The 19,287-nt window shown below is 46.0% G+C and carries 12 protein-coding genes; all 12 read left to right on the top strand.

From position 1 onward, the window contains the following. Positions 1 to 28: 28 nt before the first annotated feature. A complete protein-coding gene (locus tag AC2TF5_RS20310) occupies positions 29 to 2,383 on the top strand; it encodes an ATP-binding protein (RefSeq protein ID WP_491298956.1) in 2,355 nt (784 codons plus the stop codon). Then, the gene (locus AC2TF5_RS20305; protein ID WP_491298955.1) at positions 2,352 to 2,981 is read left to right on the top strand and encodes a response regulator; all 630 of its coding nucleotides are present in this window, start codon (positions 2,352 to 2,354) and stop codon (positions 2,979 to 2,981) included. The genes AC2TF5_RS20310 and AC2TF5_RS20305 overlap by 32 nt, the downstream gene beginning before the upstream one ends. A 66-nt stretch (positions 2,982 to 3,047) precedes the next feature. Then, positions 3,048 to 3,818 (top strand): GNAT family N-acetyltransferase, encoded by a 771-nt coding sequence (locus AC2TF5_RS20300; RefSeq protein ID WP_491298954.1) that lies wholly within the window; start codon positions 3,048 to 3,050, stop codon positions 3,816 to 3,818. 128 nt (positions 3,819 to 3,946) lie between these two features. Beyond that, positions 3,947 to 4,729, top strand: a complete 783-nt coding sequence (locus tag AC2TF5_RS20295) for an HAD family hydrolase (RefSeq protein ID WP_491298953.1) — start codon at positions 3,947 to 3,949, stop codon at positions 4,727 to 4,729. A gap of 166 nt (positions 4,730 to 4,895) precedes the next feature. After that, positions 4,896 to 5,351 (top strand): zinc ribbon domain-containing protein, encoded by a 456-nt coding sequence (locus AC2TF5_RS20290; RefSeq protein WP_491298952.1) that lies wholly within the window; start codon positions 4,896 to 4,898, stop codon positions 5,349 to 5,351. A 285-nt stretch (positions 5,352 to 5,636) separates the two neighbouring features. After that, complete coding sequence (locus AC2TF5_RS20285) at positions 5,637 to 7,160, top strand: extracellular solute-binding protein (RefSeq protein ID WP_491298951.1); 1,524 nt, start codon at positions 5,637 to 5,639, stop codon at positions 7,158 to 7,160. Next, the gene (locus tag AC2TF5_RS20280) at positions 7,153 to 8,955 is read left to right on the top strand and encodes a sensor histidine kinase (RefSeq protein WP_491298950.1); all 1,803 of its coding nucleotides are present in this window, start codon (positions 7,153 to 7,155) and stop codon (positions 8,953 to 8,955) included. Before AC2TF5_RS20285 ends, AC2TF5_RS20280 begins: the two co-directional genes overlap by 8 nt. After that, positions 8,952 to 10,562, top strand: coding sequence for a response regulator (locus AC2TF5_RS20275; RefSeq protein ID WP_491298949.1), 1,611 nt, complete (start codon positions 8,952 to 8,954; stop codon positions 10,560 to 10,562). The genes AC2TF5_RS20280 and AC2TF5_RS20275 overlap by 4 nt, the downstream gene beginning before the upstream one ends. Before the next feature lie 262 nt (positions 10,563 to 10,824). Next, positions 10,825 to 11,781: an ABC transporter permease gene (locus tag AC2TF5_RS20270; RefSeq protein WP_491298948.1), complete on the top strand. Its 957-nt coding sequence runs from the start codon at positions 10,825 to 10,827 to the stop codon at positions 11,779 to 11,781. Positions 11,782 to 11,799: 18 nt separating this feature from the next. Beyond that, positions 11,800 to 12,723: a carbohydrate ABC transporter permease gene (locus AC2TF5_RS20265; RefSeq protein WP_491298947.1), complete on the top strand. Its 924-nt coding sequence runs from the start codon at positions 11,800 to 11,802 to the stop codon at positions 12,721 to 12,723. 84 nt (positions 12,724 to 12,807) lie between these two features. Further along, complete coding sequence (locus tag AC2TF5_RS20260; RefSeq protein WP_491298946.1) at positions 12,808 to 14,322, top strand: extracellular solute-binding protein; 1,515 nt, start codon at positions 12,808 to 12,810, stop codon at positions 14,320 to 14,322. Positions 14,323 to 14,403: 81 nt separating this feature from the next. After that, positions 14,404 to 19,116 carry an S-layer homology domain-containing protein gene (locus tag AC2TF5_RS20255; RefSeq protein WP_491298945.1) on the top strand — a complete coding sequence of 1,571 codons (4,713 nt, stop codon included), beginning with the start codon at positions 14,404 to 14,406 and terminating at the stop codon, positions 19,114 to 19,116. The last annotated feature ends 171 nt before the right edge of the window (positions 19,117 to 19,287 follow it).

The raw sequence follows: 19,287 nt of genomic DNA, 5'->3' as shown, positions 1-19,287 counted from the left end.
TGCAATTGAAAGAGAGAGGAATCTGCGAATGCCTTCCCTAAAAATGAAGCTTCCCTTGTTTGCCGCGGCGTTGCTTGCCGGATTTCTCGTAATGGCCGTGTATATTCACCTGGAGACGATTCGGCATCCTTATATCGGAGCGGTACTTGAACACGATGAAATAGGCTGGAGGGTAAGCAGTGTGGACCCTTCGGGCAAGGCGGCGCAAGGGCAAGTAGACCAGGGAGATCGTGCATTGACAGTTGACGGCATGCCAGCGGAAACATGGTCTGCTGGTAAGACGCAGGCTTCTCTGGTCAGGGCCAGTACAGCGGCATTCATACGTAGTGATGGTTCCGTCTACGAATTGCGGATCGAAACGGAAAGCGACGATGTACGGAAAAGCCTGTTGGCCATGCTGCTAGAAGCGCTGCTACTTGCCATTGGCTTGCTGGCTTTCCGCAAAAATCCCGGCTCGCACACGGTTCGCCGATTCCCCATGATGAATTATGTGATGGCGCTGATCATCCTAACTGTGTATTCTACGGAATTGGCTTTGTCGAATTTGCTTCTAGCACTATCCTCCATCTGGCTCCCTTATTTGTTGCTCTCTTTCTGTGTCGCGTTTGTGCTGCGTGCTGTGCCTCTTATGTGGACAAAGGCACTGTTTGTCTTTCGGCTCCTCTGTGCACTGTTCTCCTGCTATGCTCTTTGGGCGATGGTCCAAAATGAGATTCCCAGCTGGCTTCGAGGGACGCTGCATCTTGTCTTCATGCTGACGTTGCTGTTCATCCTGGTTATGGTCCGATTATATTGGAGGTCGTTGGACTCGGTAGAGAAGAACCATGCCCTGGTACTGGTTACTGGGCTGGGCTTCAGCCTTCTGCCCTATCTGCTCCTATATGCGATCCCGGATTTGTTGGGAGACGGGTACTTTCTGGCTCCCGAATACGCGCTCAGCGGCCTTGTACCGCTGTCTGCCATTTTCTTGTATGTTTTGAACAAACGGAGCATGGTGGATATGCAGATATATCTTCCCCGCCTGGTCATCCATACGCTTTATTACGGAGGCGTATTTCTATTGTTTTCCCTGGCATATCGAACAAAACATCCGCTTTGGGTTGTGGTTATATTTGGCGGATTTGCAGCCGGAACCTGGGCTTACCGGAAACATCTTAACCGGTCGGAAAGGAGCGCGGAGGGGCGGAGGAAATGGTTGGATCAACAGAAACTCAAGCTGTCCATCCAGGTGGCAAAGACCCGGAATATCCAGGATATTCTCAGTTTGATGAGCGAGGCGTTGCACCATATTGTGGATGTGGAAGGAATTTGTGTTATATGGCAAGATGAGGAAGGGACACGACCAGTTGTACACGGCACAGGCAAATATGAGAACACCGGAACCGGAGAAGACGCGCGCTGGATGGAGCGAAGCTTTTGGGAAAGGAACTTTGACTTTGAATATGTCGCTTCCATTGCTAGTCATACGGAAAAGGGAGGCAAAGGGTATCTGTGCATGGGGCCCAAGTGCAATTTGTCCATGTTCTCCGCGGAGGAGAAAGGGTTAATTGACGAAATTTGCGTAGAAGCAGTCCGGCTGCTGACCAATGCCAGGCTGTTGGTCGGACTCCACAAGGAATTTCAACGCACCAAGGAGCAAAACGCAGCTTTTGAACGTCATGTCAGCGATATCCGTCAGACGAATCGCCTACTGCTGGAGGCCCAGCAAGCCGAACGTATCCGCCTCTCTTATGCTTTGCATGACCACCTGCTACAAAATTTGATCTTCTTGTCGCGGGATCTGGAGGAACTTGCGGATCAGGGACGAGTGGATTCCAAGCGGATAGCCGCCTGGCTGAAATGCGTCTATGATTCCCAGCAGGAGATTCGGGTGTTGTGTGATGAGCTGTATCCGCATATTGTAGACAAGGCGGATCTGGAGGAGTCCCTGCGATGGCTGCTACGGACAGCCGGAGAGAAAGGCGGCCTGAACGTATCGCTTCATTATCATTGGCCTGCAGAAGCCCCTCCACCTGACCCGATTTTGAAATCCAATCTGTTCCGGATAATCCGTGAACTGGTCCACAATGTCCTAAAGCATGCTGAAGCCAGTCGGCTTGATATCCGATTAAATTTGGAGTCAAATGGGGTGATATGTTGCATCGTAAGTGATGACGGCAAGGGCTTCGACGCAACCGCCTTTCCTGACCAGATCGCCTCCATAGACGGTGGACATCTCGGACTCATCTCCGTTAACAACCAGATCGGTTATCTTGGCGGTGAGATGGACATCCAGTCCAAACCGGGAAAGGGAGCCCTCATTACGCTGCAGCTGCGGCCCCAGCATCATGAGCAACGGGAGGGGAAAAAACATGAAAGACAGTATCAGAGTGATTTTGCTTGACGATCATCCTCTAGTGATGGATGCGTTGAGAAGCCGTCTGGAGGAAGAAGGGGATATCCGCGTGCTCGGAACCTTTGCAGACCCGCGGCGCTTACTGGAGCAAATCGGCTTATCTAAACCAGATGTGCTTGTACTGGATGTTTCCTTGCCCTATATGGACGGCTTCGAACTGACAAAGCAACTAAAGAAGGAGTACGGCTCTTTACTGAAAATCATTATGCTATCCGGATATACCTACGATGAATTCTATCGTAAGGCTTACGAGCTTGGGGTAAACGCCTATTTATCCAAGCAGGCTTCATATGGACAGATTATAAATGCTGTGCGGCAGAGCATGTCCGGTCATATGCTGGTACCGGAGAGATTATTCACGGCTTCCGGGCAGGACAAGCTTACACCTGCGGAACGGGAGGTGCTGGTTCGAGTTGCTCAGGAAATGAGCAATAAGGAGATCGCCCGGGATCTGGCTGTCAGCCAGCGGACGGTGGAATACCATCTAACGGCGATTCTTCAGAAGCTGGGCGTCAAATCGCGGGTGGGTGCCGTCGCTAAAGGCTATGAGCTAGGAATAATGGGTTCTTCTGTGAACGATTCATGATATAGGAGAAGTATTTGATGATAATTATGATGTATTAGTTGAATATAATCATGGGAGGGAAGACGCTTGGAAAATGTTCAGTTGATTGAATTGGATCATGAACTGCTGGAGGGAACGGGGAGTTACTGCCTCAGAAGCAAAAAAAATTCCGAAGGATATACAAACAAAAATAAATGGTTAATGAATAGATTTGAAGAAGGATTAAAATATGTACAATTGTTTGAAAATCAAAAACAAGTAGGTTTTATTGAATACACGGAAGCAGAGTCTTCGTACAGAGTTGTGTCTGCAGATCATTATCTAGTCATTCATTGCTTATGGGTCAGCGTCACAGGAAAAGGTCATGGCACAACACTTATACATAAATGTCTTGAAGATGCACGAAAGCTGGGGAAACAAGGAGTTGTCGTTGTGACCAATTCCGAAACCTCTTGGACACCAAGTAAGGACATCTTTCTTAGAAATAACTTCAAAATCGTTGACACAGCACCATTTGGCTTTGAGTTACTTGTTCATCAGTTTAATGATGACTCTAGTTCCCCTTACTTTCCAACAAATTGGGAAGAACGTCTTAAACCGTTTAATAAGCTAACCATTTTGCGTTCCTTCCAATGCCCTTATGTAGAGATCGCTACCAACAATGTGCTAGAAGGAGCAAATCATCTTGGTATTGAAGCAGAGATTTACGATTTTAACAATCGGGATGAATTGATGAAGATGTCACCTACTCCATACGGTATTTACTCAGTTATTTATAAAGGGCAGCTGATTGCTTATCATAGATTAACCGTTCATTCCGTAATTAAAAGATTAAAACAAATCAATTCAGCGATCTGAAGAGAGCTTTTCAAACATCCACGATTACCGCAAAAGGAATGATCCTGCTTGACATGCTGATCTTGCTCAGGGAATATGATAGAGAATGGATTATCGAGGGTTTAATGCGGGGGCGGTGAAGATTTAAGATGAAAAAATGGATTACGTTTGATCTTGACGGTACATTAATGCAAAATCCGTTTGATGCCTGGGTTTTTCCAGAGGTCGAGACTTTGTTGTCCGAGGAATTGAAACACAGCTGTGATGCCAAAAAGCGATTGTTTCATGCACACCAACAAATGCTGGGGAATGAGCAAATCGTGGCTGCTTACGACTGGGATGATCTCGTAAGGCAACTCATTCAGGAGTTGGGGCTGACACGAGAGATTGACATCGAGGCGCTGGTGGTCGCTCATTCGGTAGAGCCTAAGGTATATCTATTAGACGACACGGTCATTCCTGCATTACGACGGCTTAAAGAGGAAGGATATGATCTGGCAGCTGTAACGAACGGTTATTACAAGTACCAATATCCGGTGATGAAGGCGCTCGGGTTAACGGATTGGCTTGATGTGATTGTGACGCCGGAGCGTACCGGTTATGCGAAGCCAAGCATACGTATGCTAGACAGCCTATTGTCAGAGGGTGAATTGGTTGCACATGTGGGTGACCGGTTGGACCATGATGTCACAATTGCGAATCGGCTTGGCATTGCGTCGGTTTTAATTCATCGGGATTTACCGGAAAATTTGCTTCAATTATTGCCAAAACAGCGTGCGGATCACATAGCCATGAGGCCCGTTTTGAAGGGGCTTGCGGTCTCGGAAAATCCACAACTTGCTGATGAGCCACTACCACGCACGTATCAACCGAACTACGTCATTCGGGATCTTGAGGAATTACTTCATTGTTTGGACATAAAAAAGAGGTAGGTTAGCGAAACTTGTACTATAGCATGACGGTGTAATGTCAGCTGTAGTGCAGGTTTTTTTGAGGTGAGAATGCTCTTTCATTATAATAGGATGGAACGGATGATCTATAATTCACGTAATAGAACAGCAGGTATGATGAAGTTTAAGATAGAAAGGGAGAGTTCCCATGAGTTTTATGGATAAATTCAAAGCCGGTGTTACAGAGGCCGGCAGCAAAGCAAAAACCATAGTGGAAATCAATCGCTTGAAGCTGCAGAACAACAGCAAAAAAAATGATATTGAACAGCAGTATCAAGAGATCGGCAAGCTTGTTTTTGATTCAATAGAAGAAGGAAGCTGGCCGCTTACGAAGGAGCAGCTGGAACCCCAAATCAATCAAATTTTGCAGTTAAAGTGGGGGATTGAACAAAACTTGCTGCAGATTAAAAATTTGGGAGATGAAAAGACATGTAAATCCTGTGGAAACCAGGTGTCAATCAATGACCGATTCTGTTCAAAATGCGGGTATACGTTTGAAATTGAACTTGAACCGATTCAAGTTATCGAATTGAATGAAGGTTCCAGCCATGATGGGGATACTTTGCTTGTTCCTGACCCGCTGAAAAAGAAGGAAGATCAGTAAGTTATTAATTTTAAAAAACGGCCACCGAATAATCGGTGACCGCTTTTTTCAGTTAATCTAAAGCGCTTTTCAATCTTGGAAAGCATCTGATCATGCTTGAGGCAATTCCCAAAAAAGTACCATTCCCAATCCACAAAATCTCTTAATATAGCAGGGTGGTTGTTGCTGGCACAGGCATACATCACCTTTACTGTAGTCTCCGATATTATCTCAAATTCTTCAATACCACAGAAAACCAATATATAGTATTATGTTGTTTATTAGTGGAGGGAGTGATTGAAGCGTATGAAGAGAAAATCGAGTTTATTATCCGTCATAATTGTAACCGCTTTCTTTATTTCTGGGTGTAGTCTTATTGGAAGCCCTTCGGATAAGCGATCCCCCACAATACACAATTCTCAGACCGTAAATATCGTTATATCGAACCTGGGTATGACATTTCCTTCCGGGATGGACGAGAATGACAACCGCTATCTGAATTATATTAAGGAAGAAACCGGGCTTGAAATTAAGGTCACTACACCACCTCCGGAAGTATATAATGAAAAACTTGACGTGATCATGTCCTCGGGCAATTTACCGGATATGATGCATGCCTATCAGCCGGTCTGGTTTGGCAATTATGCGAAGCAGGGTGCGTTTATGCCGCTAGATGACCTGATTGATCAGTATGGACCCAACCTAAAGGAGAAAATTCCCGCAGAGATATGGGACCGGGTACGGTACGGCGGAAAAATTTATGCGGTTCCAAGTCTGAATGAAGTAAGTGGTGTGGAGCTGGTCTATGCGAGAAAGGATTGGCTTGACCGGCTCGGCCTTAAGCCTCCTGTTACGCTGGATGAGTACTATGAGGTCATTAGGGCGTTTACTCAGGATGACCCGGACGGTAATGGTATTGATGATACTATGGGTCTTATTTTTACTGCTAATCTGGGACGGTCGGCTCCGTTCTTCGGTGCATTCGGAACACAGATCAATTCCTGGTTTGAACGGGATGGGAAGCTAGTGAATGGAAACATTCTTCCAGAAACGAAAGAGGCGCTCGCCTATCTGGCGAAGCTTTATAAGGAGGGGCTTCTGGATCGAGAATTCCCATTAAACCTGCAAAACAATTTGTATGAGAAAATTGAAAATGGAACGGTTGGTCTGTTCTCTGCAGCTTGGTATGATACTCGAGGTCCGATTGCTGATAATATGAAGAAAGATCCGAACGCACAGTGGATCGCCTTGGAATATCCGACAGGACCGAACGGCCTGAAGGGAGTCTATGACAAAGACATCATTCGGGGATATAATGTCATTCCTGCCGGATCACAGAACGCTGAATCGGTTATCAAAATGCTAGATTTCATTGTAAGTAACTATAAAACTTTGAAGTTGGGCTTTGAGAACGAAATATGGCGTTTGGAGAATGGCAGGATGGTCACGGACTTTGAGAAGCACGATGAGCATTTATACCGGGGAATTTATCAATCGCTGGTGGATGTACCGGATCCTGTGTTGTTTAGGGAACGATTGGACTCGCTTGGAGATTTTCAATTATACACCAACTTGGAGATGATTAAGAAAAACGTCATTAAAAATGAGTTTTATGGGATACCGACTCCGGCTATGAACAAGTATGACAAAAAGCTAGGTGAGCTGCAAGACATTTTCACGAGGATCATCATGGGGATTGAGCCGATTGAATCTTTTGACACTTACGTAGAGCGATGGAAACAAGAGGGAGGAGAGGAAATTACGAAAGAAGTTAACGAGTGGTACAGAAATAAAGACCGTATGAGGTTGGAGGATGGTCTGAATGAATAATCTGTTCCGCTGGATTCGGGAGCGATTTTCACAAAATATCCAAACAAGGCTGACCGGGTACTTCCTACTGATTTTGCTGCCTCTCGTCATTATCAGCTTGTTTGCGGTTGAGAGGTCACGTGACATTTTGTATGAACAGGCAGTGGAAAGAACTGAAATGGCGTTGGCTTCAGCCCTGAACCACTTCGATCTGGCATTGCAAAATGTGGAGGAGATTTCTACGTTAATTGCAGCTGACCCTGGTATGAATGAACTGCTCAATAAAAATGACACATCCTTTTCTTCAAAATCCATCGTTGACTTCTCGAATATCCTTAGGCAGTTAGCCAATTCCGTTTCTGTCAACCGTTTTGTGTCTCATATTTCTATATATCATCAAGCATCAAACATGTTCATCTCGACCAGTTTTGGCGGCCGGAAGCTGACCTCTGAGCCTCAGCAGGAATGGTTAGTAGAATCGGCTAGAAGAAATGGAACCGGGATTTCCTATATCATGGCAGATTATCCCGTTACAGATGATTTAACATTCGGAAAAATGACGAGTACGGATACGATTTCTTTAATCCGCTCCATGGACTTGTATAATCCGGAACGCCAGTCGAATTTGCTGATCGTGAATTTTAACAGAAGTAAGCTGCTGAATGTTCTCAAAACACTTCTCCCTACGGAGAACAGCCGGATATCCTTACTGAATGAGAAGGGGGATGTCATTATTGAAACAGGCAGTGCCGGAGAACAAGAAGGGCTGTCTGAGAATGAGATGCTGGTTTCAAAAGACTCCGAATATTCCCAGTGGCGGCTTGCTCTGGTTCAGCCGAAGAAAGAGCTTTACCATGAGACTGACCAACTCCGTCTGTATACCTTTACGATTATTGGCATCAGCATTTTGCTTGCCATCATTATTTCATGGGTTATATACAGTGGGATCGCGGCTCCCGTACTGAAATTGTCCCGCGGGATGAAGAGGCTTAGCCATGGAGAAATGAACGTTCACATTGAAGACAAAAGAAAGGATGAATTTGGCTTTCTTATTCATTCTTTTAATCGGATGGTGTCGGATCAGAAGCATTTGATCGAGGACCATTACGAGCAACAGCTCCGTTTGAAGACAACGGAACTGAAATTTTTACAATCTCAGATTAATCCGCATTTTCTATACAATACACTGGATTCAATCTACTGGACGGCAAAAAATTATGAAGCTGAAGAGATTAGCGAAATGGTTATGAACCTGTCGAAGTTTTTCCGCTTAAGCTTGAATAAGGGCAGACAGGTATTTTCGATCGAAGAGAGTATTGTGCATCTTCATTATTATATCCGGATTCAGCAGCTCCGGTTTTTGGACAATTTCACGGTGGAGTACCGGATTGAAGAGGAGAGCAAGGATATTCCCATTTTGAAGCTGCTGCTTCAGCCATTGGTGGAGAATGCGATCATTCACGGTATGGAAGGCAAATCATCAGGCGGTACTCTTATCGTTTCCAGCAGGATTGATCAGCAGAAATATGTCAATATCAGTGTTCAAGATAATGGTCATGGAATCGGGGAGGAAAGGCTGGAATATATCCGCAATGAGCTAAGCCGTATGGGCTCACGCAATTTTCCGTCTCTTTCGCAAGATGAAGAATACATAAAGGATCTGTTTGGTTTGCGCAACGTGTTCACGAGAATGAGACTGTATTACGGTAAGGAGTCGGACATGACACTTGAAAGTTCACCAGGGATGGGGACAACCGTTACGATCTCCATTCCACTTGATCGCTGCGAAATGGAACGAGAGGGGACAACAGAATGAATTTGATGATTGTGGAAGACGAACCCCGGCTAAGAAATTCGCTTGCCAACAATATTCCTTGGGAAGAACATGATATCGAGATTGTGGGTTTGGCATCCAATGGTGTGGAGGCGCTTCAAATGGCGGAACACAAGATGCCGGATATGATGCTTGTTGATGTTCAAATGCCGGAAATGGATGGATTGACGCTGATCAGTAAGCTCAAAGAACGTCAGGTCGGAAGAGCCCTCATCAAGATGATCATATTGAGCGGTCATGATAATTTTGAATTTGCACAACGAGCGATGGAGCACGGAGTATCGAAATATTTGCTTAAACCTGCAGGAGAGTCGGAAATACTGATGGCCGTCCTAGAGGCGAGAGACCAGCTGCGGTTTGATCTGGAGCAGTGGCAAATGACTTCGGAACTGGAACAGAAGTGGAAAGATAATCTTCCGAACTTGCAAAACAATTTTATGATCAACTGGGTTCGCGGCAGATATACGATCAGGGAAGTGCTAGCCAAGAGCAAAGAGCTGTATATGGATATAAAAGAGGATGATCAGCTCGCGGTGGCGGTTATCGATCTTGATCCGATTCCGGTCGATAATACAAGGTTCGGATCGGGAGATACTGAGCTGCTGCAATTTACAATGTATTGTTTGGCTAAGGAAATATTGCCCCATTCTTTCTGCCGGGTATGCACAGACCCGGATTATGATCTGATGCTTGTTTTTGAGGCTGATCCGCTCCGTAATCCGAAGGATGTTATGCTGCATATCAATAGCACAGTCGTTAAGCTGCTGTCCCAGACGAAGGAAATATTAAAATTGACCGCAAGTGCGGGAATTTGTTCCGGCACAGGCGGACTCGAAGACATGGGACAGATGTATTCGCAAGCCTGCAGGGCATTACAGGAGCGGGTCGTGTACGGCCATGACATCGCTATTCCTTACCGGGAAGAACAGAGTACACACAGACAGGATATGTCAGGACTGCCTTCACTGGAGAAGCAGCTTGAAGTTGCGCTCGAAACGGCGGACGAGGACCATGCGATGAGGGCATTATCTCAATTGTGGGAGGAGGGCTTTTCGCAGACCGAGTCATCTGAGGAGTTCCATGAAGCAGTGTTATACATGAACAGTTTGTTTACCCGGATCATCCTTAGGCAGGGATGGAGGATCAGGCATGTGGTGGAAGAGGATATTGTATATTTTCAAAACATTAAGCTGCTAAACACCAAAATGCAAACATGGTCCTGGCTCGTGAGGACGGTTCAGAAGATTTCAGCTTACGTGAGACAGCAGCGCAAGACAACGAGCCATCAGGTTGTAAAGGAAATCCTCTCTCTGATCGATCAGGAGATTGATCAGGACATCACGCTTCATACGGTAGCTGACCGGATGTACGTTAATTCCTCTTACCTGAGCCGTTTGTTCAAACAGGAGATGGGTACGGCCTTCTCAGCATATGTGCTGGAGCAAAAGATGGAACGGGCAAAGCGGGTTTTGCAGAAAGGTCACAAGGTTTATGATGCGGCACGTTTGGTCGGCTACCGTGATGTAAGTTATTTTACGAAAGTGTTTCGTAAGTATTGGGGGGTGAATCCCGGCGAATTCAAATTGTAATTTAGATCAGATTAAAGAAGAAGTCTGGGGCATTCGAGGTGGACTGTAATTAGCCATCTTGGATGCCTCTTTCTTATATTTCTCGCAGAAACGCTGTCGCTCTTTGAAAAGGACGACAAATTCGTTTCTACTTGCATGTCCCCTTGAAGTGAACATCAAATTACCAGAAACAGTAATGAGTGTCGCCTACCCGAACTTCCTCTGTAAAATTAAAATTTATAGTAACAAAGGTACTCATTTCAACGATAAGAGGGGGAAGTATATGAAGCCTGGAACAGATAAGCTGTCCATTCCCCATCCAAAGCGCGGATATATGTCGCGGCTGTGGTCGGATATATGGAGAGAGTGGGACTTGTATTTGCTGCTTGTGCCCGGGATCCTGTTCATTTTGCTGTTTAAGTACACACCTATGTACGGAATTGTTATCGCTTTCAAAGATTTTAATATTTTCTCAGGGTTTGCCGACAGTCCTTGGGTGGGGTTAAAGCATTTTGAGAAGCTGTTTACCCATCCGGATTTTGCACTTGTCCTTAAAAATACCATTATTATTAGTCTACTGAAAATTGTAATTCTATTTCCTCTGCCGATTATTATTGCGCTTATGCTGAACGAGATCAAAAACATGATTTTTAAGCGCTCTGTGCAGACCGTTGTTTATCTTCCACACTTTTTGTCATGGGTTATCGTCAGCGGTTTGTTTATCGATCTGTTATCTACGAATGGTGGGTTGGTCAATAAGTTGCTTGTTTCGCTTAATCTCGAACCCATTGCCTTCTTCCTTGATAACAGTGTGTTCCGGAGTGTTCTGATCACTTCTGCGGGGTGGAAGGAAACCGGCTGGAGCACCATCGTTTATCTTGCGGCCTTTAGTATGATCGATCCGGTGTTGTATGAAGCCGCCAAAATAGACGGAGCCGGGAAATGGAAGCAGTTATGGCATATTACGCTCCCTGGTATTGCCCCAATCATTATTTTGATGTTCATTTTGCGCTTAGGAAACATCCTTGAAGCGGGAACCGAACAGATTCTGACCATGTACAATCCGGTTGTTTATAAAGTTTCTGATGTTATCGGTACGTATGTGTACAGGCAAGGTCTTGGCAATCAGGATTACAGCTTTACGACGGCCGTCGGCCTGTTCGAGGCAGTTATTTCACTCACACTCGTGATCGTTGGCAATAATTTAAGTAAAAAGTACCTGCAGCGTGGAATTTGGTAATGAGAGGAGGGAGCGAACATGAATCAAGGTCACGCCTTGCCCAAGGGAAGCGGTAATAGACCTAATGGAGGAATCAAATATTCATTTGGTGAAAAATGCTTCGCCGTTTTCAATTATTTCTTCTTTGTCTTGATGGGAATTACTACGCTCATTCCTTTTGTGAATTTGATCGCCAAATCCTTAAGCAGCGAGGAAGCGGTCGTCTCCGGAAGTGTTAGTCTGCTGCCGATAGGCATCCAATTTGAAACCTATAAATATGTGCTACAGGATTCTATGTTTCTAACGTCATTAAGAACTTCAGTGCTCCTCACGGTGATCGGAACGCTTTTGAGTCTGACTATGACAACGCTTACCGCTTATCCGTTATCCAAGGTCAGGCTGCGGGGAAGAAAGTGGCTGCTTCTGATGTTTGTGTTCACGATGCTGTTCAGCGGCGGGCTGATTCCAACGTACCTGCTGATGCACAATCTGAACCTGCTCAATACACTCGCGGTGTTGTTTTTGCCCTCAATGATCAGTGTGTATAACATGCTTATTGTAAAAAATTACTTTGAGGCCTTGCCGGACTCGCTTGAGGAATCCGCGAAGCTGGATGGAGCTGGCAATATCCGGATTTTAATCCATATTATGCTGCCGTTGTCCTTGCCGGTTCTTGCAACGATTGCTCTGTTTTTTGCAGTTGCCTTCTGGAATGATTTCTTTGCCGCCATGATCTATATTACTAGTCCGGAACTGAAGCCGCTGCAGTTGTATCTGAAGGAACTGATCGTTTCCTCTAGCGGGGATTTTCTAAAGAACAATGTGGATGCGGCCATTAACACAACACCGCAGTCGATTCAGGCATCATCGATTATGCTGGCTACCATCCCGATTCTGCTCGTATATCCTTTTTTGCAAAAATACTTTGTTAAAGGTGTGCTTGTAGGCTCGGTTAAAGGTTAAACGTCAACTTATTAAAGGCGGTGATGCCCCGGCTACGTAATGGTTTCGTTTCCAAAGGTATCCATTTCAAAAGGAGGTTATACGATGATTAAAAAATCAGCTGTGCTTGCCGTGCTTCTAGGTTTCAGTCTAGCTATTTCTGGATGCGGCGGCGGAGGCGGAGGGTCTGCAAAGCCGGAAACAGGAACAGATACACCGAAGACAGCTTCTCCTGAAGGTCAAAAGGATGACGCCAAGAAGCCGGAAATACGGATGATCATGCAGTATGGCATGTTTGATCCGAGTAAAGAGTTTACAAGTAAGTTAATTACAGAAAAAACCGGGTACGATGTGAAATATGAAATGCTTCCTGCAGAAAACCCTGATGAGAAGCTGAATCTGTTAGTAGCGAATAAAGAAAGCTTTGACGTGATGAAGCTGAACTCCGCTCAATTTTATAATCTCGCAACAGCTGGCGCTCTTGAGCCGATCGATGAACTGCTCGAAGCTCACGGCAATCATATTAACCAAGCGATCAAGCCTGAATCTTGGGGAAGTGCAACGATTGACGGCAAGAAATATGCGATACCGGAAGTGGGTTCGGGTGTTAGCGTAGGAGAAGAGCTTGTTATTCGCCAGGATTGGATGGATGAGCTTGGACTTCAGATGCCGACTACCGCGGATGAGCTCTATACCGTGCTGAAAACGATCAAGGAAAAGAAAAATGTTATTCCGCTGACGGGCAGCAAGGATTCACTTTATGGAGATATTGCAACAACCTTCGGTTTACTGACGGACTGGAAGGACGTTGATGGTAATCTGGTCCATAAAGCTGAGCTTCCGGAGATGAAAGAGTTCATAGCTTTCATGAATAAGCTCTACACTGAAGGATTGATTGACACGGAAATGCCTATAAATACCGCTCAAAAAGCAATCGAGAAATTTACGAGCGGTAAGGCGGCTGCTTATAAGCTAGCCTGGTGGAATGCCGGGACTACAATTTCAGCGCTTGAGAAAAATTTCCCGGAAGCCAAAGTGTCGATTATCCCTTACCTGAAAGGAAAGGACGGCAAGGCTGTGGCTGGTGTTGATGCTAAAACGAGCTGGTTTATCGCAATTCCGAAAGCGTCCAAAAACAAGGAAGAAGCGATGAAGTTTCTGAATGCAAAGATGGAGCCGGAAACGTTTAGGGAACTCGCTATCGGTAAAGAAGGAGTCCATCATGAATTGAAGGATGGCAAGTACTATCCGATCCTGCCTAAATTCAACGACGATCTGGGCAACGGCAGCTCATTCCTTACCGGCGTTGACGAAGAGAAATATCCGATTTATTGGCAGGCCCGAGTTCGTAAAGATCCTGTATTGCAATCTTACTTTGAATCGTTCCAGAAAAATGCGGAAGGCCTCATTACGCTCGATCCGATGTCAAGTGCACCACCAATTGAAGCCATTTCTAAATACACCTTGAAGCTCAGAACGCTTCTGGATGACAACGTGTTGAAATATATAACAGGCTCGGAGCCGCTGGAAGGTTATGATAAATTCCTTGAACAGTGGAGAGCTGAGGGAGGAGCCGATATGGTCAAGGCGGCGAATGAGTGGTACCAGTCCGCCAAATAATGATGACATGACCCGAAAAGCAGTTGCGTGTGCAGCTGCTTTTTTTTCAAAATCAATAATTGTGTGAAAGGTGGTATCGTAATGAATAAAAATTTCCGGAGACGGCTGGCATCACTGTTGAGTCTAACTCTAATCCTTTCTCTGGTGACCCCATGGGGTTCTGGCGTGTCCGCACAGACTAGCGGAACACCTCAACCCGAAAGTGTATCATTGGTTTCTCAAGATGGACAACAACAGCTAATGCTGACAGATATTAATGCGGATGAGAACATACTGGCACAGAAAAGTGATTATTTGGCAGTATTCACAAGCGGAGCCAGAGTTACGGATGATGTTTATGATGAACAAGTGTTCATTAAGACACATGATGTGGCCATTGTAGTGGATGCCTCTGGAATCGTACAGAAGAAATACGGCCCGGATAGTGATCCACCGGCTAACTGGGACTCTGATGTAGATGTCATGATTCCGGAAGGAGGTTACATTGTCATAGCTGGCGGCAGTTCATGGGATGCCTCCGTTCATCAGAAACCGCTTTTTCTTCACTATGGGGTTGGAGATAAAATCAAGTTGATGCGTGGTGATACGGAAGTTACAGCCCGGGATTTTTTGAAGCCGTCTCCTGAGCCGGAGCCAGAACCAAACCCAGAGCCAAATCCAGGTCCTGAGCCGGGAGTGAAGCCTGAGTTGGTTGTGAATACCCCTGCAGAAATCATTGTTACGATTCCTTTGGTTGAAGTCAGCGGTTATGTGAAGAATTACACGGAGGAGAATGACATGAAGATTACGATTAACGATAAGATAACACCGATTGCAGCCGGCGGAAGCTTTCGGATGAACGTGTATCTAAATCCCGGGCCTAACCCGATTACAGTTCGGCTGTTAGATAACCAAGGGGAACTTGCTACCGTTTCGCTGAATGCTGTTTACGATACTTCGGAGCAAACCGAGGATTATATCGAGGTGGAGGCCGCGCCTGCGGACATCACCATAGGTGTACAGGGACCTCGAAAGAGACTGAGTTACATCGATAAAGACATAACTGGCATTGAGAACATTATCGCATTGTTTACGGGCGACTTCGGTGCATCCATTGTAGTTCCTCAGTTCAATGTGGCGGTACAGGTCGATGTAAACAACCGAGTGCTGCAGGTCATCAATCCGTCCGTGAACGGTAACCCCCCAGTATGGGCCGGGCCGACTGAGCTTGCGATACCTGAGGGCGGATATGTGCTAATGGCACAGGATAACAGTTATGCAGGCAATGATATTAAACGGTTCCTGGCTGAAAAATTTAAAGCCGGTGATATAATCAAACTCCGGAAGAACGGAGAAGTAGTAAATGTTAAAGATTTGATGAGTGGAAACGGCTGGATCGCGAAGCTGGTTTTGGATAACGCGCCGATGTACACGGTCATAGAAAACCAAACTTCGGTAACCGGTAGAATTGAAAATATGGACGATCCGTCAGCGATTAGTCTTATGGTCAATGATACAGAAGTTCCTTTTGGTGAAGACGGGACTTTTACTTATCCTTATTCACTGAAAGCAGGCACGAATTACATTGATGTGAAGGTGCTTAAAAATGGTACCGAGCAGGATAAGCGCAGTATTGTTGTATTTAACAGACCCGGATTCACCTCTGACAAGGAAGTGATCCTGTGGGTTGACCAGGCGGCAAATGCGAAGAAATTCCAAACCAGTGAGGATGTACGTGAGTTTCTTAAGCAAGCCAAAGAGGGAGGAACAACAGCGGTTGTATTCGATGTGAAGGGAGTAGAGGGATACGCCTCGTATAAAAAGAATGATCTGACGGGGCGTCCTTACGTAAGCGAAATTACAGCACCGCAAAAAGCCGGAGCGAGTCCCGATCTGGATCTTTTGCAAGAGTTTATTACGCACGGACACGCACTCGGCTTGAAAATTCATGCGGCGATCAATGTTTTTGCCGAGGGTTCGATTGCGCATCAGGAGTTTGCTGTGCTCGACAATCATCTGGATTGGGAAGAACGGGTTCACTTTGCTGAGAATAACGGGGAGATCAAACGACTTCGGGAGAGTGCCAAGCAAGGTTTGGTAGCCTTTGTTAACCCAGCAAATGATGAGGTCAGGGAGTATGAACTGAAGACATTCAAGGAAATTATTAAAAACTATGACGTTGACGGTGTCGTTCATGACCGGGGACGTTATGATAACGAAGGGGCCGATTTCAGTAATGAAACTCGGTTCAAATTCGAACAGTTTTTGTCCGCAAGAGGCAAGCAGCTTGTCGATTGGCCGAATGATATTTTTTATTACGAGAATAATGTCCGTGTGAATGGACCGCTGATTCAGGATTGGTGGGAATTCCGGTCGGGAACGATTCAAAGCTTTTTTGGAGAGGTAAAAGCGATGGTCGATTCCTATGAAGCTGAGTCCGGCAGAGAAATAAAGGTTTCCTCTTATGTCGGGTCATGGTATGAAACATACTTTTTGAATGGCGTGAACTGGGGCAGTAAAAATTTCCGTTTTGACCCTAGGCTTGGTCTGTTGGATGAGTCTGTGTATACGCCTGAATATTACGAAACAGGATACATTGAATATTTGGATTTTCTCATGATTGGTGCTTATCAGACGACCAGCCAAGAGGTCAAAAAGTACATTACACTCGGCAATATCGTAACCAATGGGGAAATTCCGCTGTATGCGGGTATTGCCTTAACGAATGTGCAGACACCTGCTATGCAGCGTGATGTGTTCCAGGCAGGTCTCAGCACCACCAACGGGCTGATGCTGTTTGATGCTTCTCAGGTCAACTGGCCGATTGTGTCAGCAGCACTTCAGGATCGGGAGTGGGTCAAGGATTATCAGCTTGGCACCAGCCTGCCTGGAAATCCGACAGGATTTATGGAGGGTAGCTTCTATAATGTGAATCGGGTAGAAGGCAATATCAATGTCATGACAGAGGAATTCGGTTATTCGACGGGAACCAATCGCTTCGGCGTTGAGGTGGTCGTTAACGCATCCGGCGAAGTAACCCATGTGGTTAACAGAGATCAGGCTATACATTGGAACTGGGGTGCGCCGGAAGAGAACAACAGTGTTATTCCACCAGGAGGGTTCGTTATTTCTACAGTAGATCCTTCGGGGACCCGGACCAATCGGCAGCTTGTTGCTAATGCATACAATAAGGGAGACCAAGTACGTTCAGCGGTGTTAAGCGGACTTCTGGACGATGAAGGAAAGCAGACGGCGAACAGCTCGGTGACGGTGGAAGGCCTTGTAAAAGTACTCGGACCGGGTAATGTCTCAGTACAGTTTAACGGACAGCCGGCGACGGTGAAACCGAACGGAGATTTTACGGCTTCGATTCCGCTTTCAACGGGTTCTAATAGAATAACCTTTGACGTGTATGTGGATCAATTGAAGACGAACAGTAAATCGATTGATATCGTAAGAACTTCGAATGGTGGGGGAACAGAACCAGAAAATCCCGGTAATCCCGGTAACCCTGGCAGTCCCGGCAGTCCCGACAGTCCCGACAGTCCTGTAAGTTCAACCACGCCTTCGGTTCCAACACCTCCTGCAGTGCCTGAGCGGTTGAAGGTTAAACAGGAGACAGGTAAAGACGGCCGTACAGTGACACGCGCTGACGTCAATCTGGAGCAAATGCTTGAGGAAATCGAACAGTTGGCAAAGGGGGAAGCGACATCGCGTAAACTACAATACACCCTGAAGGATACAGGGGATATTGTCGAGATCAACCTGCCAGTTAGCGGATTAATAACAGCGGTTAAGACACTATCAACAGGGGAGATTGTAATAGATACGCCATATGGACATCTCCAAATACCTCTGAGCACCTTACAGAAAGCAGTGTCGGCAGGAAAAAATGCTACAATGCTGACGGTAAGGATCGGAAAGTTAGAAGATCAGCAGGAAAAACGATTGAATGCCCGTTTGGCTCTGGAAGGAACGTCTAAGCTCGGGCAAACGGTACATTTGGAGTTGGTGTTTAAGCAAGGAGAAGCGGAGTTGAAATTCCCTGGCTTTAGTGGGGGACACGCTAAATTTGCAATGAATTTGTCAGGTGGAAGCGATCTGTCCCGAATCTCGGCGTTTAAATACGATCTGGCATCCGACCGAATCGCTTTTGTTCCGTCACGCATCAAAACGAAGGAAGGACAGTCCTATGCCGAACTTATTCTGTCGGATGGTGGTATATTGTCCATAGGAACACGGGAGAAGAGCTTTAATGATTTAAGCGGCCATTGGGCACAGAAAGATATTATGATGCTTGCTTCTAGAGGATTGATTGAAGGCGTAGATTCGGTCCGGTTCGCACCAAATAAACCTGTTACCCGAGCAGAATTCACATCGCTCCTCGTGCGGTCGCTCGGTCTGAAGAAACAGTCCGATTCGGGCGTCTCCTTCAATGATGTGCAGAAGGATGACTGGTTCGCGGATGCCATAGAAACAGCTGGTGGTCTGGGACTTATCGAAGGTTACGCGTATGGAGAATTCCGACCGAATGAGCAGATTACGCGCGAGCAGATGAGTGCATTACTGTGGCGGGCGCTCAAAATGGCAGGTAAAGAGCTCGACACTACTGGAACGAAAGAGACTTTGCAAAGATTCAAGGATGTGGACGCGATTGGAGCATGGTCTGAATCAGCAGTTGCTGCAGTTGTCAAAGCAGGGCTTATGGAAGGACGTTCTGCCAGCCATTTTGTTCCCCAGGCGCACTCGACCCGGGCGGAAGCTGCTGTGGTGTTGAAAAGAATGCTTCAATTGGCAGGTTTCATTGACGGGTAAAAGCTTGGAAGCGATTCGCTAAATAGAAGAGGAATATGAAAAAAGGTATAAGGGGCTGTCTCAAAAGTAAGTTTTTAGAAAAATAACAGGGACATCTCTCATAAATCAAGCAGGCCACTCTAGGATTCTTCCTTGGGCGGCCTGCTTGGTTTTGTGGTGAATGGTCAATAG

The organism is Paenibacillus sp. JNUCC 34, assembly GCF_058269055.1.
Note: the sequence above shows the minus strand (reverse complement) of the source record. Positions and strands in the feature narration are given on the sequence as shown.

Bases quoted from the DNA above. Each gene is read 5' to 3' on its own strand.
- AC2TF5_RS20310 (WP_491298956.1), top strand. From the start codon at position 29: ATGCCTTCCCTAAAAATGAAGCTTCCCTTGTTTGCCGCGGCGTTGCTT.
- AC2TF5_RS20305 (WP_491298955.1), top strand. From the start codon at position 2,352: ATGAAAGACAGTATCAGAGTGATTTTGCTTGACGATCATCCTCTAGTG.
- AC2TF5_RS20295 (WP_491298953.1), top strand. From the start codon at position 3,947: ATGAAAAAATGGATTACGTTTGATCTTGACGGTACATTAATGCAAAAT.
- AC2TF5_RS20290 (WP_491298952.1), top strand. From the start codon at position 4,896: ATGAGTTTTATGGATAAATTCAAAGCCGGTGTTACAGAGGCCGGCAGC.
- AC2TF5_RS20285 (WP_491298951.1), top strand. From the start codon at position 5,637: ATGAAGAGAAAATCGAGTTTATTATCCGTCATAATTGTAACCGCTTTC.
- AC2TF5_RS20280 (WP_491298950.1), top strand. From the start codon at position 7,153: ATGAATAATCTGTTCCGCTGGATTCGGGAGCGATTTTCACAAAATATC.
- AC2TF5_RS20275 (WP_491298949.1), top strand. From the start codon at position 8,952: ATGAATTTGATGATTGTGGAAGACGAACCCCGGCTAAGAAATTCGCTT.
- AC2TF5_RS20270 (WP_491298948.1), top strand. From the start codon at position 10,825: ATGAAGCCTGGAACAGATAAGCTGTCCATTCCCCATCCAAAGCGCGGA.
- AC2TF5_RS20265 (WP_491298947.1), top strand. From the start codon at position 11,800: ATGAATCAAGGTCACGCCTTGCCCAAGGGAAGCGGTAATAGACCTAAT.
- AC2TF5_RS20260 (WP_491298946.1), top strand. From the start codon at position 12,808: ATGATTAAAAAATCAGCTGTGCTTGCCGTGCTTCTAGGTTTCAGTCTA.
- AC2TF5_RS20255 (WP_491298945.1), top strand. From the start codon at position 14,404: ATGAATAAAAATTTCCGGAGACGGCTGGCATCACTGTTGAGTCTAACT.